Genomic DNA, 14012 nt, shown 5'->3' on the forward strand with positions numbered 1-14012 from the left:
CATCCGAACGATCAGACCTTCTGCAGGTCGATACCCTTCGTCTCCTTCATGATCAGCGCGGCGACGCCCGTCGCGACGCACAGCGCCATGATGTAGACCCCGAAGATCCAACCGATATCCCAGCTGGTCAACAGCTGGTTCAGGTAGGGCGCGGTGCCGCCGAAGACCGCCACCGAGAAGGAGTACGCGAACCCGATGGCCTGGGTACGCAGGCGGGTCGGGAAGCTCTCCGAGAGGGTGCACGACAGGATCGCACCCGGGATCGACACGATGAGCAGGGCGAGGGTGGTCGACACGAGCAGCGTCCACCCGGCCGACGTGATCATCGACGTCAACGGGATCTGCAGCGCGAACATGAGGACCGCGAACCCACCGAGCATCGGGCGCCGGCCGATCCGGTCGGAGAGCCGACCCCAGAAGGGCAGCGAGACCAGAGCGATGACCTGGGCGATGACGAGCATCCAGTAGGCGGTGTCGGCGTCCATGCCCTTCTGCGTGATCGCATACGTCGAAACGTACGAGGTCCACGTGTAGTGCGCCGCCGTGACACCCGAGGTCATGCCGATCATCAGCAGGATCGCGCGCACGACCACCTTGCGCGGGATGCGCGGTTCGTCGACCCGGGTCTCCTGCTGGTCGAAGACCTCGCTCTCCTCCATGCTGCGTCGCAGGTAGAGAGCGAACAGTGCCAGGAAGAAGCCGAGGAGGAACGGCACGCGCCATCCCCACTCGCCCACGGCGCTCTCGGAGAGCGTCGAGGTGACCGCTCCGCCGATCGTGTACGCCAGCACGGAACCACCGAAGATCGCGACGAAGGCGACGCTGCCCCACATGCCGCGACGATGCGGCGGCGCGATCTCGCTGACGTACGAGTAGGCGGTCGCCGACTCGCCACCGTGCGCGAAGCCCTGCACCACGCGGGCGAACAGCAGGAGCACCGACGCCCACACGCCGATCGACGAGTAGGTGGGCATGAGTCCGATGACGAGGCTGCCGCCGGCCATCATGAGCATGGTCGTGACGAGCACGAACTTGCGGCCGCGCTTGTCGGCGATACGGCCGAACACGATGCCGCCGAGCGGTCGCATCAGGAATCCGACGGCGAAGACCGCGAGCGTGGACAGCAGCGCCGAGACCGGATTGTCGCTGTTGAACATCGCCGCGGCGATGAACGGAGCGAACACCGCGTAGGCGCTCCACTCGTACCACTCGAGGATGTTGCCCACGGAGCTGGCGAGAAGAGACTTCTTCTTCGATGCGAGAGTCACCGAAGTTGTTGCAGCTGGATTCTTCTCAGGTGTTTCGATGTTCATGTCCCTACTTCCGGGTCGCAGACTTCCCCTCGGCCCACAGGCCCCTATCCGCACCCGAGCGATCGATCGGTCGGGCGTGTTGAAGTGTGATGGGTCACAAGGACCGCTGTCAAATTGGACACATCACCGAGAGCCGGTGGATCGCCTCCCCGCGGGGGACGACCCGACCGCCCACGGTCCGGCACAATCGCTCCGGTGACGACCCTCCGCGACTGGCTGCGGCCCGCATCCCGCAATCCCGAGCCGCCCCTCGACCCCACCGAGCGTCGCGCGCTGTGGATCGAGATCACCATCGTCCTGCTCGTCACCTTCGGCCTGAGCGGGATCTCGTCGATCCTGTCGCTGGCCGAGGCGGCGCTGGCACCGGAACCGCTGTCGGATCAGACCGTCGCCCTGAACACGCCACGCTCGTCGCAGGGGTTCATCGATCTCGCCCGCCAACTCCTCGGCATCGTGCGCCTGCTCGCCTGGGGTGCCCTCGGCCTGTACCTGCTCTGGCGCAGCGGTGTCGGACCGCGACTCGCGGGCCTCGCCCGACCCGGCCTGCGCCGGGACGTGCTGCCCGGGGTGGGACTGGCCGCCCTGATCGGACTCCCCGGACTGGCGCTGTACCTGGTGGCGCGGGCCGCCGGCCTGAACCTGACGGTCGCGCCGAGCCTGCTCGAGGACTACTGGTGGCGACTGCCCACCGAGGTGCTGTGGGCGATCGCCAACTCCGGGGCGGAGGAGATCCTGGTCGTCGCCTATCTCCTCACCCGTCTGCGGCAGCTCGGCTGGTCGGAGAATTCGTCGTTGCTCGCCTCCGCCCTGCTGCGCGGCAGCTACCACCTCTACCAGGGCATCGGCGGCGGGTTCGGCAACGTCGTCATGGGCCTCGTCTTCGGGCGCTACTGGCAACGAAGCGGCCGGTTGTGGCCGCTCGTGATCGCCCACGCGCTCATCGACACCATCGCCTTCGTGGGCTACCAAGCACTGAGGGGCCACGTCTCCTGGCTGCCCTGAACGTAGAGTTGTCCGGGTGAACGGCGACCCTCGCGACCCTCGGAACCGGCCGCGGCCTCCGCAGGGACCTCTCCCGCAGGGCCCTCCTCCCCGGCGGGCTGTACCGCCGAACCCGCAGCGCGGGGTACCGCCACAACGACCCGCCGGACCGCCTCCGTCACAGCGCCGGGGCGCTCCCCCGCCGTCCCCCGAGGGCACCCAGGTGCTGCGGCGCGACGGACGGCCGCAGTCACCGCAGGCGTGGTCGCAGGCGCCCGCGCCGAACTACCGGCCTGCTCCGAGGCAGGACCGGCAGCAACCGCTTCCGCAGCAACGACGCGACTGGGCACCGACGCAGCGACCCGAACGGTTCGCCGAACCCGCCCCGAACCGTCGCCCGCCGCGCGGGAACACACCGCCGCCCGGACCCCCGCGACGTCCCGCAGCACCGCCTTCACGGCCGGCACCGCGACGTCCGCTCGGTGCCCGGCGCATCCTGCGGCGACTCGCGATCGTCCTGGTCGTGCTCGTCGTCGCGATGGGTGCGAGCATGATCTACCTCGACGGCAAGCTCGCGCGCGTCGATGCGCTCGCCGACTACGACGGGCGCGTCGGCGACACCCCCGGCACGAACTGGTTGCTCGTCGGCTCCGACAGCCGGGTGGGACTCACCCCCGAGCAGGAGCAGGAACTCGCGACCGGCGGGGAGGTCGGCGCCGACCGCACCGACACCGTCCTGCTCGTCCACATCCCGCCCGGTGGCGGTGCCACGACGATGGTCTCCCTGCCCCGCGACTCCTACGTGAGCGTCCCGGGCTTCGGCCAGGACAAACTCAACGCGTCGTTCGCACTGGGCGGGCCGCAACTGCTCGTGCAGACGGTCGAGGGCGCCACAGGCGTGCATATCGACCACTACGCCGAGATCGGTTTCGGCGGGTTCGCGTCGATCGTCGACGCGGTCGGCGGGGTCGACATCTGCGTGCCCTATCCGATCGACGACCCGCTCGCCGGACTCAGGCTCGAACCCGGATGTCAGGAGCTCAACGGAGCGCAGGCCCTGGGCTTCGTGCGCACGCGCGCCACTCCGCTCGCCGACCTGGACCGGATGAACAATCAGCGCCTGTTCCTGTCGGCGTTGCTGAGCAAGGCCACGAGCCCCGGCACCTTCCTGAACCCCTTCCGGGCGTGGTCGCTGATGTCGGGTGCGGCCGGGTCGCTGCGGGTCGACGACGGCGACCATCTGTGGAACCTCGCGCGACTCGCGTGGGCGATGCGCGGCGAGACGGTCACCACGACCGTTCCGGTGGGCGGATTCGAGGACGTCTACGGCATCGGTAACGTCCTGCTGTGGGATCGTGAGCGCGCCGTACCGTTCTTCGGGGCCATCTCGGAGGGCGACCCGATCCCGCCGGAACTGCTCGCTCCGGCCCCCTGACGGACGCCGCGAATCGCTGTCGATCTTGGGGAAGGCTGTCCGCATTTTCCGTAGGGTAGCCGATGCTGCCTTGTGGAAGGGTAGCCAACACTTGGATGAAAAACGCGTTGACCTGCACTAACGTCGTGATCATGACGACGATGGGCGATATGACCAAGTTCCACACGCTGCTGCACGACCAGATCCGCCACGAGTTCACGGCGTCGCATCAGTACATCGCCATCGCGGTCTTCTACGACAACACCGATCTCCCGCAGCTGGCGAAGCACTTCTACGCGCAGGCCGTCGAGGAGCGCAACCACGCCATGATGATCGTCCAGTACTTCCTGGACCGCGATATGGCCGTCGACCTCACCGGCGTCGACGCGGTGCAGTCGATGTTCGAGGATGCCCGCGAGCCGATCGCGCTGGCCCTCGCCCAGGAGAAGAAGGTCACCGACCAGATCGTCGAGCTCGCCCGCACCGCGCGCGACGAGGGCGACTACCTCGGCGAGCAGTTCATGCAGTGGTTCCTGCAGGAGCAGGTCGAGGAGGTCGCGACGATGACGACCCTGCTGACCGTGGCCGACCGCGCCGGTTCCAACCTCTTCAACCTCGAGGACTTCGTGGCCCGCGAGCTCAACTCGAAGGTGCGCGAGCCGCGCGGCAACGCCCCGCTCGCCGCCGGCGGCGCCATCTGATCGTTCCTCCATCCGGGGACAGCCCACCCGGAACGACGAAGGCCACCTCCTGCAGGAGGTGGCCTTCGTGCTGTCGTGAGCGCGTCAGCGCAGGGTGACCTGGCGGCTGCGCAGGCCGTCGCGCGACCGGCGCTCGGCGGCGGTGAGCGGTTCGTCCACGGCGAGGGCCTCGTCGAGACGCTGCCCGAACTCGATGGTCGGGGCGACCCACTCGTCGGGGTGCTTCTCGCGGTCGAGGTCGAAGACCGGCACCAGCAGACCGTGGGTGCGGAACGAACCGGCGAACCGCGATCCCTCACCGAGGTGCAGGCCGCCCGCCGCGTGCACGCGCGACAACGCCGCCATCAGCGCGTCCTCGTCCTCGGGTCGCACCCAGCGCAGGTGCGCCTTCTCGCCCGGATCGACCCACCACGCGCCGCGCAGACCGTCGCCCTCGAGACGCGCCGACGGCAGCACGGCTTCGTTCGCGTGCTTGACGGTGTGCGCGATCTCGGCGCTCGGTTCGACACCGGCCGGGATCCACCAGTCGAAATCGTTGTGGACGGTGATCGCCGGCACGGCTGCCGGGTCGATCAGCTCCGCCAGCGGCGGGGTGTCGTCGTCGCCGCTCGCGACCTGCAGCGACGAGCCCGGCTCGGCCGTGTGCGCCCAGTGCAGGGCCGCGGCCAGTTCACCCGCCGGGTCCGGCCCGAAGCCGGCGGCGAGCTGCAGGCCGACGTACGCGACCGGCGCACCGTTCTCCTCGCGGACCAGGGCCGCGACCCCGCCGGGGAGGATGGTCGCACCCACGACGCGACGGCCGTCCGCAGCGGCGGGCAGCTCTGCGAGGGCCGACGGCACGAACTCGCGAAGTGCCACGAGATCGCATTCGAAGGCGAGGCCTTCGAAGGGCCGGGACGTCGCGGCGGCCGCCGCTTCCCGCTCGAGTCGGCGCTGCTCGAGCTTCGCGGCGCGATTGCTGCCGGGCTTGGGTCCGCTGTTTCTCTTGCTCTTCTTGGCCACGGCGTCAAACTACACGGCGACCGGTGTCGCGATGTCGCGGTCGCGGGACCGGGTGGGGGTGCTCACCGATCGAAGGCGGAGTCGAGCTGCAGCTTGGTGCGCCCGGGATGGTTGGTGGCGACCCACTCGACGCCCAGCTCGCGGCACAGCTCGACGTCGGCGGGGTCGTCGACGGTCCAGCAGTAGGTGGCCCGCCCCGACAGCGCGGCCCGGTCGACGAGATCGCGGTGCTCGCGCAGCGTCGCGATCGACGGGCCGACGGCCGTCGCGCCGACGGTGGTGGCGGCGCTGCCGCGCAGGTAACGCGAGGTCTCCCCCAGCAGCACGGTGGGCAGCAGCGGTGCGGCCCGGCGGATGCGCCAGACGGCCCCGGCCGCGAACGACATCACCACCACCCGGGAGAAATCGGCGGAGGCCGGGGTCGCGAGACCGAAGCGGGCCAGTTCGGCGAGCAGTTTGCTCTCCACGAGACCGCCGTAGCGGACGGGATGCTTGGTCTCGACGAAGACCTTCACCGGCACGCTCGTGAAGTCCATGACGAGTTCGAGCAGCTGCCGCAGCGTGAGCAGGTCGGCAGGCTCGCCGGGCCGCCCGTAGTCGTACTGCGCGAGCTCGTCGAGGGTCATCTCGCTGACGACCCCGGTGCCGTTCGAGGTGCGGTCGATCGTGCGGTCGTGCACGCACACCAGATGACCGTCGCGGGTGAGCCGCACGTCGCACTCGACGCCGTCGGCGCCTTCCTTCAATGCGAGTTCGTAGGCGCCGATCGTGTGTTCGGGGAGCGCGGCGGACGCACCGCGATGCGCGACGACCCGAGGATGCGCGCTGCGCGTCACGGCGCCACCGCCTCGGCGCGCTCCTCGTCGTCCGCTCGTTCTCCGGCCTGCTCGTCCGGAACGTCGTCCCGGTCCTGGCGAGCCTGTTCCTGTTCGCGCACGGCGGCGGGGACGATGGGCGCGATCGGTGACGAGGCCGGGCCGGTCGCGTGGGTGAACCGGTGACGGCGCAGCGGCCGTCCCCACAGGTCGGTGTCGTCGAACAGGCGCAGGACGTGCAGGGTCGACAGCGCGACGACCGCGCCGAGCGCCGCGAGGACGGCGGTGAGCAGGACACCGTCGGCGCGGGCCTGCAGGGTGTCGCGCTGACGCCACGCGAGCAGCACCACGACGAGCACGCCGTTGACCACCCACAACACCCACCAGGTGCGGATCGCGCGGAGCAGGCGCGGGTCGCGGTCGGCGATCTCGGCGAGGAAGACACCGGGCATCGCGAGGTTGAGGCCCGGAACGACGAGTCCCGCGAGGATGGACAGCGGCGACCGTGACTCGGCGAGACCACGCTCGGCGTAGATGCGCCGGCGCAGGTCGATCAGCCGCAGCCCGGATGCGACCGCCGCGGCCAGCGCCACGACCGGCCCGACCACCTGGGTCGCCCATACCGCGGCATCCGACACCGCGAGCACGAGCGGGTCGACGAGACGGGTGCGGTTGTACAGCAACACCCCGTACCGGACCGCCTCGGCGAGGGCCGCGAGACCGAAGACGACGGCGGTGCCGACGAGCAGCGTCGGCGCGAGGTCGGCGGCGGTCTCGGCGCGATCGGGTTCGACGTCCTCGTCCGGGAGCGGATCGAGCAGTCCCCAGCGGGGCATCTCGCGATAGGACGGGGTCTCGGCCGACGGACGCCCACGCGAAGGCGACGCCGGTTCGGTCGTCGGAGGGCCACCCGCAGGTCGCGCGACCCAGCGGAAGTTGCGGCGCGACGGAGGAACCGACCCGTCGGGGGCGACGGGTGAGAGCAGCACACCGCGGCAGGCCGGGCACCACTGCCGCGGCTGATAGGTCACGGGCCAGCGATTCTCACAGCGCACACAGATCTGATAGGCCGACATCAATAGATCTTTGCCGGTTCGTCGCGCTCGGAGACGAGCGGGAGTCCGTGCTTCTGCCACGCCACCATGCCGCCGGCGACCTGGAAGGTCTCGTACCCGATGCGGGCCAGGTACTCGACCGCTCCGAGGGAGCGGCCGCCCTGCCTGCAGATCACGTAGATCTCGGCGTCGGGGTCGAGTTCCTCGATGCGGGCGGGCACGTCGGCGAGCGGAATGTGCAGCGCGCCGGGGGCGTGTCCGAGTTCCCATTCGTCGTCCTCGCGGACGTCGAGGAGGACGACCTCGTCGCCGAGTTCGGGTACCAGGTCGACCGACACGGTGGGCACGTCGGAAAAGCTCACGTCTCAATAGTGGCACGCGGCGTGAACGGATGTGGGTGTGGTCGTACCGATCCTGTTCCACAGGTGGGGCCGGTGGGTCCTCCACAACACTCCCCATCAACCCCATCCGCTGGAGTTATCCACAGTTTCCACAGGTTCATCAACAGGTCTATCCACGCATGGGGAATCACACTCGAGACATCTCACAGTGGACAGGCGCCCGCCGATGCCCCGTGCCGGTTCCGGCGCTGAAATGATCGGGTCATGGAATTACGCATCTTCACCGAACCCCAGCAGGGCGCCACCTACGACGACCTCCTCGCCGTCGCGCAGACCGCGGAACGACTCGGCTACGGCGCGTTCTTCCGCTCCGACCACTACCTGGCCATGAACGCCGAGGGTCTGCCCGGTCCGACGGACGCATGGATCACCCTGGCCGGTCTCGCCCGCGACACCTCGACGATCCGCCTCGGCACGCTCGTCACCTCGGCGACCTTCCGCTATCCCGGCCCGCTCGCGATCTCCGTCGCGCAGGTCGACGCCATGAGCGGCGGACGCGTCGACTTCGGCTTCGGAGCCGGCTGGTTCGAGGAGGAACACCTCGCCTACGGCATCCCCTTCCCCACACTGAAGGAGCGGTTCGACCGCTTCGAGGAGTCCCTCGCGGTCATCACCGGCCTGTGGGACACCTCCGAGGGCGAGACCTTCTCGTACGAGGGCGAGCACGTGCGGATCGAGAACTCCCCCGCCTTGCCGAAGCCCCACCAGCGTCCCCACCCGCCGATCGTCATGGGCGGCGCGGGCAAGAAGCGCACGCCGGCACTCGCGGCGCGCTACGCCGACGAGTTCAATGTGCCGTTCAAGTCGCTGGACGAGACGAAGGTCCTGTTCGAGCGTGTGCGTGCGGCCTGCCGGGATGCCGGACGCGACCCCGAGGAACTGACCTACTCGAACGCACTCGTGCTGTGCTGCGGACGGGACGAGGACGAGATCGCGCGGCGCGCGGCACGGATCGGCCGCGAGGTCGACGAGCTGCGGGAGAACGGACTCGCGGGCACGCCGCAGGAATTGATCGAGAAGATCCGCACCTTCGCCGAGGCCGGGACGCAGCGCATCTACCTGCAGGTCCTCGATCTCGCCGATCTCGAGCACCTCGAACTGGTCGCGAACGAGGTCATGCCCGCGGTCGCGGATCTCTGACGCGCGCCCAGCGGGTCAGTGGCTGCTGGTGGAGCCGAGGAACGCTTCGATGTCCCGGCTCCACTCGCGGCTGCGCCGCACCTCGAGACGCCAGTGCGCGAGGGCGAACAGGCCGCCCGCAGCGGCGGACGAGAACGTCCACAGCGACACCCCGGACAGCACGGCGGTGAACTTCGCGGCGGAGGTGGTCAGCGGGGCCTGCGTGTATTCGCCGGTGGTCGCGTCTACCCAGACCGGCACCTCGCTGCCGGCGGTCGCGAGACTGTCGACCTGGACGAGGGCGTGACGCGTCTCGTCGCCCCAACCCCAGGTCGCGGGGGCCGAGGCGATCTTCACGGTCTCGCCCCATCCGGAGGAGTCGCTCAGGGCGTCGGCGTCGAGGACGGCCGTGACGCTGACGCGTTCGGCGTTCTGCTTCTCGGAGAGTTCGAGCTGGGAGCTCCACATGATGGCGGACACCCACACCGCGACGGGGATCAGGAGCGCCATCACGACGATCATGAGGGTGAAGCAGCGCGCTTCGAGCCTGTCGGTGCGACGCACGAGCGGATCCCGCCTGCGCAGACTTCGTCGTGTGCGCCGCAGATACCCCGCCCTGGTCGTCATGTCGGCAAGCCGTCCCTTTCCCCCTCTGGAATGATCCCTTTTTCCAGCATGCGTCCGCTTTCGGGGAAGTTCAAGGAACGCCAACGCATCTCACACTCGCACTGCGAACGGAGATGTGGTGTGCGACACCGTCGGACCCTTCGGGCCGGACGTATTCTCAGGCGCCGAGCCCCACCGGGCAGCTCACGCCGGTGGCGTGGACGGGGCAGTAACCGTTGGGGTTCTTCGCGAGGTACTGCTGGTGGTAGTCCTCGGCGTAGTAGAACTGCGTCAGCGGCGCGATCTCCGTGGTGATCTGCCCGTATCCGGCGTCGGCCAGTCGCTTGCCGAACGCTTCGGCCGTGGCCTCGGCGACCTCGATCTGTGTCTCGTCGTGGGTGTAGATCGCCGAGCGGTACTGGGTCCCGTGGTCGTTGCCCTGCCGCATGCCCTGGGTGGGGTCGTGGTTCTCCCAGAACTGCTGCAGGATGTGCTCGTAGCCGATCACCTTCGGGTCGAAGACGACCAGCACCACCTCGGTGTGACCGGTCCGGCCGGAGCACACCTCCTCGTAGGTGGGGTTGGGTGTGTAGCCGCCGGAATAGCCGACCGCGGTCGAGTAGACGCCGTCGAGCTGCCAGAACTCCTTCTCGGCGCCCCAGAAGCAGCCCATGCCGACGACTGCGGCCTGCAGGCCCTCGGGGAAGGGGGGAACGATGCGGTTGCCGTTGACGTAGTGGGTCTCGGGGACGGGCAGCGGTTCGGCACGTCCGGGGAGCGCGTCCTCGCGCGTCACCATCTGCGACTTCGAACCTGCACGGGCGAGGATCTCGTCGAACCAGGACATGACCCGATGCTACGCGCGGGTCGGAGCGGCGGTCCGTTCGTCGGAAGCGACCTGCTTCGGCGCCAGCCAGCGGCTCTTGATCCAATGTGCGGCCGGAACCTCGACGCTGCGGTACAGCACCTCGGCGACGAGACCACAGCCGATCAGCAGCAGCACGATCGCCGCGGTCGTGCCGACGAGGCCGACGGTGTTCTCGTAGATCCGGTACATCACGAGGGTGTGGGTCAGGTAGATGCAGTAGCTGCGGGTCGCGACCCAGGAGACGACGGCCGAGCGCGCGAGGCGCCCGTCGTACCGGGCGACCAGCACGACTGCTGCGAAGACCACCGATACGGTCCACAGGTAGCGACTGCCCGACCAGTAGACGTTGATGTCCGTGGCCATCACGATCACCGCGATCTGCGCGAACATCGCCGCCAGCAGGGCGCGCAGCGAGATCAGGCCGGCCCATCCGAAGTACACGATCTGCCCGAGGAACAGCGTGGGCAGCGTCGACGCGATCTTCGAGAGGAACGGCACCGTGTACGGCTCGGGCACGTACAGGTTGTAGAGGAGCACCAGCATGCACAGCACGGCGCCGAGCATCGGCACCGCCACCGGCGCCGTCCGCAGCAGCGACCGTCCCGCTACACACCACAGGTAGAACGAGATCTGTGCGGCGAGCGTCCACACCACGCCGAGCACGATCACCTGCGGTTTCAGGAAGAACGCGCCGAGGAAGAAGGACAGGAACGCCTCGGAGACCGACACCGTGGTGTGACCGCTGAAGGTGCCGTTGATCCCGAGCCACACGAGCACGACCGCGGCGAGGATCGCCACCCAGAAGGCCGGCAGGAGCCGCGCGGCCCGGGCGATGAGGAACTTCCGGCGGTCCTGCCGGATCGCGGACCGGGTGACGAGCATGCCCGTGAGCATCATGAACGCCGTCACGCCGACGGACGACAGGTGCTGGTTGAGACCGGCGCCCTTGACGAGCACCTCGTAGGTGAGGTCGATGCCCCACCAGCCCGTCCCGAGGTCGTCGATCAGGTAGAAGGCGATGTGGGAGTAGAGCACGGCCGCGACCGCGACGAACCGGACGACATCGACGCCCGGCAGATCCACACGCGGTGCATCGGCCCCGCGTGTCGGTTCGTTCAGGAAGGGCCGAAACACGCGCCAATGTTAAGGTCCCGTTCACGCAGCCGTTGCCGATGGTCCCGCTATCCGACTGTTTACGCTGGTGAGAGCTATTTTCCGGACGCGTGGGCGGTTTCGGGTGCTCTCCGACACAGTCGGGGTCCGATCGTGTCCGCATTACGGGGAATGTTGCGGACGGTGTAGTTATGGACTTGGGTGGAAACCCGAAAAGGTACGGAATAACTGCACGGGCCGGACGGCCCGGTGAAGAAGGGACCCTTCGTGGCTGAATACACACTTCCGGACTTGCCCTACGACTACGCAGCGCTCGAGCCGCACATCTCGGCGAAGATCATGGAGCTGCACCACTCGAAGCACCACGCCACCTACGTCGCCGGTGCGAACACCGCTCTCGAGAAGCTGGCCGAGGCCCGCGAGAACGGCACCATGGCGGCCCAGGCGACCAAGCTCGAGAAGGACCTCGCCTTCCACCTGGGTGGTCACACCAACCACTCCGTCTTCTGGAACAACCTCTCCCCCGAGGGTGGCGACAAGCCCGAGGGTGAGCTCGCTGCCGCGATCGACGACGCCTTCGGCTCGTTCGACAAGTTCCGCGATCACTTCTCCGCGAACGCGAACTCCATCCAGGGCTCCGGCTGGTCGATCCTCGCGTGGGATTCGATCGGACAGCGTCTGATCATCGTCCAGCTGTACGACCAGCAGGGCAACATCCCGATCGGCCTGACCCCGCTGCTCATGCTCGACATGTGGGAGCACGCCTTCTACCTGCAGTACCAGAACGTCAAGGCCGACTACGTCAAGGCCTTCTGGAACATCGTCAACTGGGCGGACGTGCAGGCTCGCTTCGAGCGCGCTCGCACCGCCACCTCGGGCCTGATCGTCTAGTACGGATCGGTCACAGGTCGCGAGACCGACAGCGAGGGCGCCGGGAGACCGGCGCCCTTCGTCGTCTCCGGGGCCTGGTCTTCCCCCTCCGCTACAGAAATCGCCATTCGCCGCAGCAATTGCTGAGGCGGATAGCAAAAAGTGGAGCGGAAGTGCTGGCACTCGACACCTCTTGTGTGCCAACGGAGAAAACGGGCATTCTCCCCTTACCGACCGAGAGGGAGGAGTGGGATGAACGCCGAGGAACACAGCCGCATCGAGCTGTCCGCATTCCAGTCCGACGGGTCGCTTCGAGGTTTCGTCGTCTCGGGCAGATGGCCCGCGACCACCCGTGAATGGGCCCAGGTGCTGGCGATGACGGTGCGGATCGCGTCGCTGCCGGGACTGCTGCCCACCTCGACGGTGTTCGGGGTCAAGGAAGAACTGCCCGACGACCCCGCACCCGGAACCGTGGGTCTCGTGGTCGCCGAAGGTCCGGTGCTCGGCGAACGTGCCGTGCAGCCCGGACGGTTCGCCGAGCATCAGCCGCCGGCGCTGATCATGCTGCATCCCCCGTCGGAGACGACGCCGTCACTCCCGGAGAATGCCGGCGCCGCCTCGGGCTGCGTACTGCTCCCCGGGATCCCGCATCTCGGACTCGAGCATCGCGCGGCGTGGGTCGAGGCCGAACCGGACGGCACGGTGACGGCGCTGGTCAGCAAGGTGGGAGTGGATCCGGGCAACGATCCCGACACCGCGATTCTGGCCATGCTGCTCGCGTCGTGAGGGCGCCCTGACAATGAGAGTTCGGTTCTCCGAAAGTTAGCATTGCCTTTACAGAAATCGGTTCGCCGGGCTAACGTTGTCGTCGACGAAGGGGAGTAGCCCCCAATCGCAGGGTCGACATACTGGCGGCGCCCGAGAACGGCAACGCCCGGCCCCGCGGACCGGATCATCCTCCGGTGGGCGAGACCTTCGGCCGCTGGTCGCACCGTGCGTCCGGCGACCGGAGGAAGCCCCGTTTCCTCCATACGGAAGGAGGAAACGCATATGTGGTCCGCTCTCGTCCTGTCCTTCGCAGTCGTCTTCGTCGCCGAACTCGGCGACAAGTCCCAGCTCATGGCGATGACCTTCGCCCTGCGCTATCGCTGGTGGGTCGTCCTGTCGGGGATCCTGTTCGCGACCACCGCGGTCCACCTCGTGTCGGTGGCCGTCGGGCACTATCTGGGTGTCGCGATCCCCGCGACCGCCATCTCCATCGTCGGCGGCATCGCCTTCCTGATCTTCGGCGCGTGGACGCTGCGCGGCGACTCCCTCGACGACGACGAGCAGTCCAAGGCCGGACGCGTCGCGCGCTCCGCCTTTCTCGCCGTGACCTCGGCGTTCTTCCTCGCCGAACTCGGCGACAAGACGATGCTCGCGACCATCACGCTCGCGACCGACAACAACTGGGCCGGGGTGTGGATCGGGTCCACCGTCGGCATGGTCGCCGCCGACGCACTGGCCATCGTCATCGGTGCCGTGCTCGGCCGGCACCTTCCCGACAACGCCATCCGCTACGGCGCCGCCGCCCTGTTCTTCGGCTTCGGGGCGTGGATGCTCGGCGACGGCCTGTTCCCGGAGACCGGTGCCGTGGGACCGATCGCCGGCGCGGTGGCCCTGCTGCTGTCCGTCGCCGCGATGGTGGTCGTCCGCCGGCGTGCCCGCCGTGTCACCGAGGACGAGGCCCCGGCGCTCATGCGTCCCTGATCACC

General features: G+C 68.5%; 15 protein-coding genes. 7 read left to right on the forward strand and 8 right to left on the reverse strand.

The window, feature by feature from the left end; genetic code table 11:
- Positions 1-11 precede the first annotated feature (11 nt).
- A complete protein-coding gene (locus B9C99_RS02135) occupies positions 12-1313 on the reverse strand; it encodes an MFS transporter (RefSeq protein ID WP_026061061.1) in 1302 nt (433 codons plus the stop codon).
- A gap of 195 nt (positions 1314-1508) precedes the next feature.
- Between B9C99_RS02135 and B9C99_RS02140 the strand changes: the two genes are divergently transcribed.
- The 3 genes from B9C99_RS02140 to B9C99_RS02150 all read left to right on the forward strand — a co-directional run bounded on the left by B9C99_RS02140 (position 1509) and on the right by B9C99_RS02150 (position 4409).
- Positions 1509-2315 carry a CPBP family intramembrane glutamic endopeptidase gene (locus tag B9C99_RS02140; RefSeq protein WP_088896836.1) on the forward strand — a complete coding sequence of 269 codons (807 nt, stop codon included), beginning with the start codon at positions 1509-1511 and terminating at the stop codon, positions 2313-2315.
- 202 nt (positions 2316-2517) lie between these two features.
- On the forward strand, positions 2518-3729 hold the full coding sequence (locus tag B9C99_RS02145) for an LCP family protein (protein WP_253249953.1): 1212 nt from the start codon (positions 2518-2520) through the stop codon (positions 3727-3729).
- A gap of 131 nt (positions 3730-3860) precedes the next feature.
- A complete protein-coding gene (locus tag B9C99_RS02150; RefSeq protein ID WP_172414845.1) occupies positions 3861-4409 on the forward strand; it encodes a ferritin in 549 nt (182 codons plus the stop codon).
- An 84-nt stretch (positions 4410-4493) separates the two neighbouring features.
- Here the strand turns inward: B9C99_RS02150 and B9C99_RS02155 are convergent, their stop codons facing one another.
- The 4 genes from B9C99_RS02155 to B9C99_RS02170 all read right to left on the reverse strand — a co-directional run bounded on the left by B9C99_RS02155 (position 4494) and on the right by B9C99_RS02170 (position 7628).
- Complete coding sequence (locus B9C99_RS02155) at positions 4494-5411, reverse strand: DUF5926 family protein (RefSeq protein WP_088896838.1); 918 nt, start codon at positions 5409-5411, stop codon at positions 4494-4496.
- 62 nt (positions 5412-5473) lie between these two features.
- Positions 5474-6247: a glycerophosphodiester phosphodiesterase gene (locus tag B9C99_RS02160; RefSeq protein ID WP_088896839.1), complete on the reverse strand. Its 774-nt coding sequence runs from the start codon at positions 6245-6247 to the stop codon at positions 5474-5476.
- Positions 6244-7302 (reverse strand): DUF4328 domain-containing protein, encoded by a 1059-nt coding sequence (locus B9C99_RS02165; protein ID WP_088896840.1) that lies wholly within the window; start codon positions 7300-7302, stop codon positions 6244-6246. Before B9C99_RS02165 ends, B9C99_RS02160 begins: the two co-directional genes overlap by 4 nt.
- Complete coding sequence (locus B9C99_RS02170; RefSeq protein WP_060652314.1) at positions 7302-7628, reverse strand: rhodanese-like domain-containing protein; 327 nt, start codon at positions 7626-7628, stop codon at positions 7302-7304. Before B9C99_RS02170 ends, B9C99_RS02165 begins: the two co-directional genes overlap by 1 nt.
- 258 nt (positions 7629-7886) lie before the next feature.
- On the opposite strand from B9C99_RS02170, the gene B9C99_RS02175 reads away from it, so the two are divergent.
- Entirely contained in the window at positions 7887-8822 is a 936-nt protein-coding gene (locus B9C99_RS02175; RefSeq protein WP_088896841.1) for an LLM class F420-dependent oxidoreductase, read from the forward strand.
- A gap of 15 nt (positions 8823-8837) precedes the next feature.
- Here the strand turns inward: B9C99_RS02175 and B9C99_RS02180 are convergent, their stop codons facing one another.
- The 3 genes from B9C99_RS02180 to B9C99_RS02190 form a co-directional block, all read right to left on the reverse strand.
- Complete coding sequence (locus B9C99_RS02180) at positions 8838-9428, reverse strand: hypothetical protein (RefSeq protein WP_253249954.1); 591 nt, start codon at positions 9426-9428, stop codon at positions 8838-8840.
- A gap of 157 nt (positions 9429-9585) precedes the next feature.
- Positions 9586-10254 carry a peptide-methionine (S)-S-oxide reductase MsrA gene (gene msrA / locus B9C99_RS02185; RefSeq protein ID WP_006553397.1) on the reverse strand — a complete coding sequence of 223 codons (669 nt, stop codon included), beginning with the start codon at positions 10252-10254 and terminating at the stop codon, positions 9586-9588.
- Positions 10255-10263: 9 nt separating this feature from the next.
- A complete protein-coding gene (locus tag B9C99_RS02190) occupies positions 10264-11358 on the reverse strand; it encodes an acyltransferase (protein ID WP_088896843.1) in 1095 nt (364 codons plus the stop codon).
- Positions 11359-11655: 297 nt separating this feature from the next.
- On the opposite strand from B9C99_RS02190, the gene B9C99_RS02195 reads away from it, so the two are divergent.
- From B9C99_RS02195 to B9C99_RS02205, 3 genes are all read left to right on the forward strand, one after another.
- The gene (locus tag B9C99_RS02195; RefSeq protein WP_006553395.1) at positions 11656-12279 is read left to right on the forward strand and encodes a superoxide dismutase; all 624 of its coding nucleotides are present in this window, start codon (positions 11656-11658) and stop codon (positions 12277-12279) included.
- A gap of 231 nt (positions 12280-12510) precedes the next feature.
- Complete coding sequence (locus tag B9C99_RS02200; protein WP_016694588.1) at positions 12511-13044, forward strand: hypothetical protein; 534 nt, start codon at positions 12511-12513, stop codon at positions 13042-13044.
- A gap of 264 nt (positions 13045-13308) precedes the next feature.
- Entirely contained in the window at positions 13309-14007 is a 699-nt protein-coding gene (locus tag B9C99_RS02205; protein ID WP_016694589.1) for a TMEM165/GDT1 family protein, read from the forward strand.
- Positions 14008-14012 lie beyond the last annotated feature (5 nt).

Origin of the sequence: Rhodococcus sp. BUPNP1 (genome assembly GCF_002215235.1) — a bacterium.
Classification (GTDB): domain Bacteria; phylum Actinomycetota; class Actinomycetes; order Mycobacteriales; family Mycobacteriaceae; genus Rhodococcus.

What these genes read in the sequence shown, in the direction of transcription:
- B9C99_RS02200 (WP_016694588.1), top strand. Translation starts at nt 12,511, where the DNA reads ATGAACGCCGAGGAACACAGCCGCATCGAGCTGTCCGCATTCCAGTCC.
- B9C99_RS02205 (WP_016694589.1), top strand. Translation starts at nt 13,309, where the DNA reads ATGTGGTCCGCTCTCGTCCTGTCCTTCGCAGTCGTCTTCGTCGCCGAA.
- B9C99_RS02150 (WP_172414845.1), top strand. Translation starts at nt 3,861, where the DNA reads ATGACGACGATGGGCGATATGACCAAGTTCCACACGCTGCTGCACGAC.
- B9C99_RS02180 (WP_253249954.1), bottom strand. Translation starts at nt 9,428, where the DNA reads ATGACGACCAGGGCGGGGTATCTGCGGCGCACACGACGAAGTCTGCGC.
- B9C99_RS02135 (WP_026061061.1), bottom strand. Translation starts at nt 1,313, where the DNA reads ATGAACATCGAAACACCTGAGAAGAATCCAGCTGCAACAACTTCGGTG.
- B9C99_RS02175 (WP_088896841.1), top strand. Translation starts at nt 7,887, where the DNA reads ATGGAATTACGCATCTTCACCGAACCCCAGCAGGGCGCCACCTACGAC.
- msrA (WP_006553397.1), bottom strand. Translation starts at nt 10,254, where the DNA reads ATGTCCTGGTTCGACGAGATCCTCGCCCGTGCAGGTTCGAAGTCGCAG.
- B9C99_RS02165 (WP_088896840.1), bottom strand. Translation starts at nt 7,302, where the DNA reads ATGTCGGCCTATCAGATCTGTGTGCGCTGTGAGAATCGCTGGCCCGTG.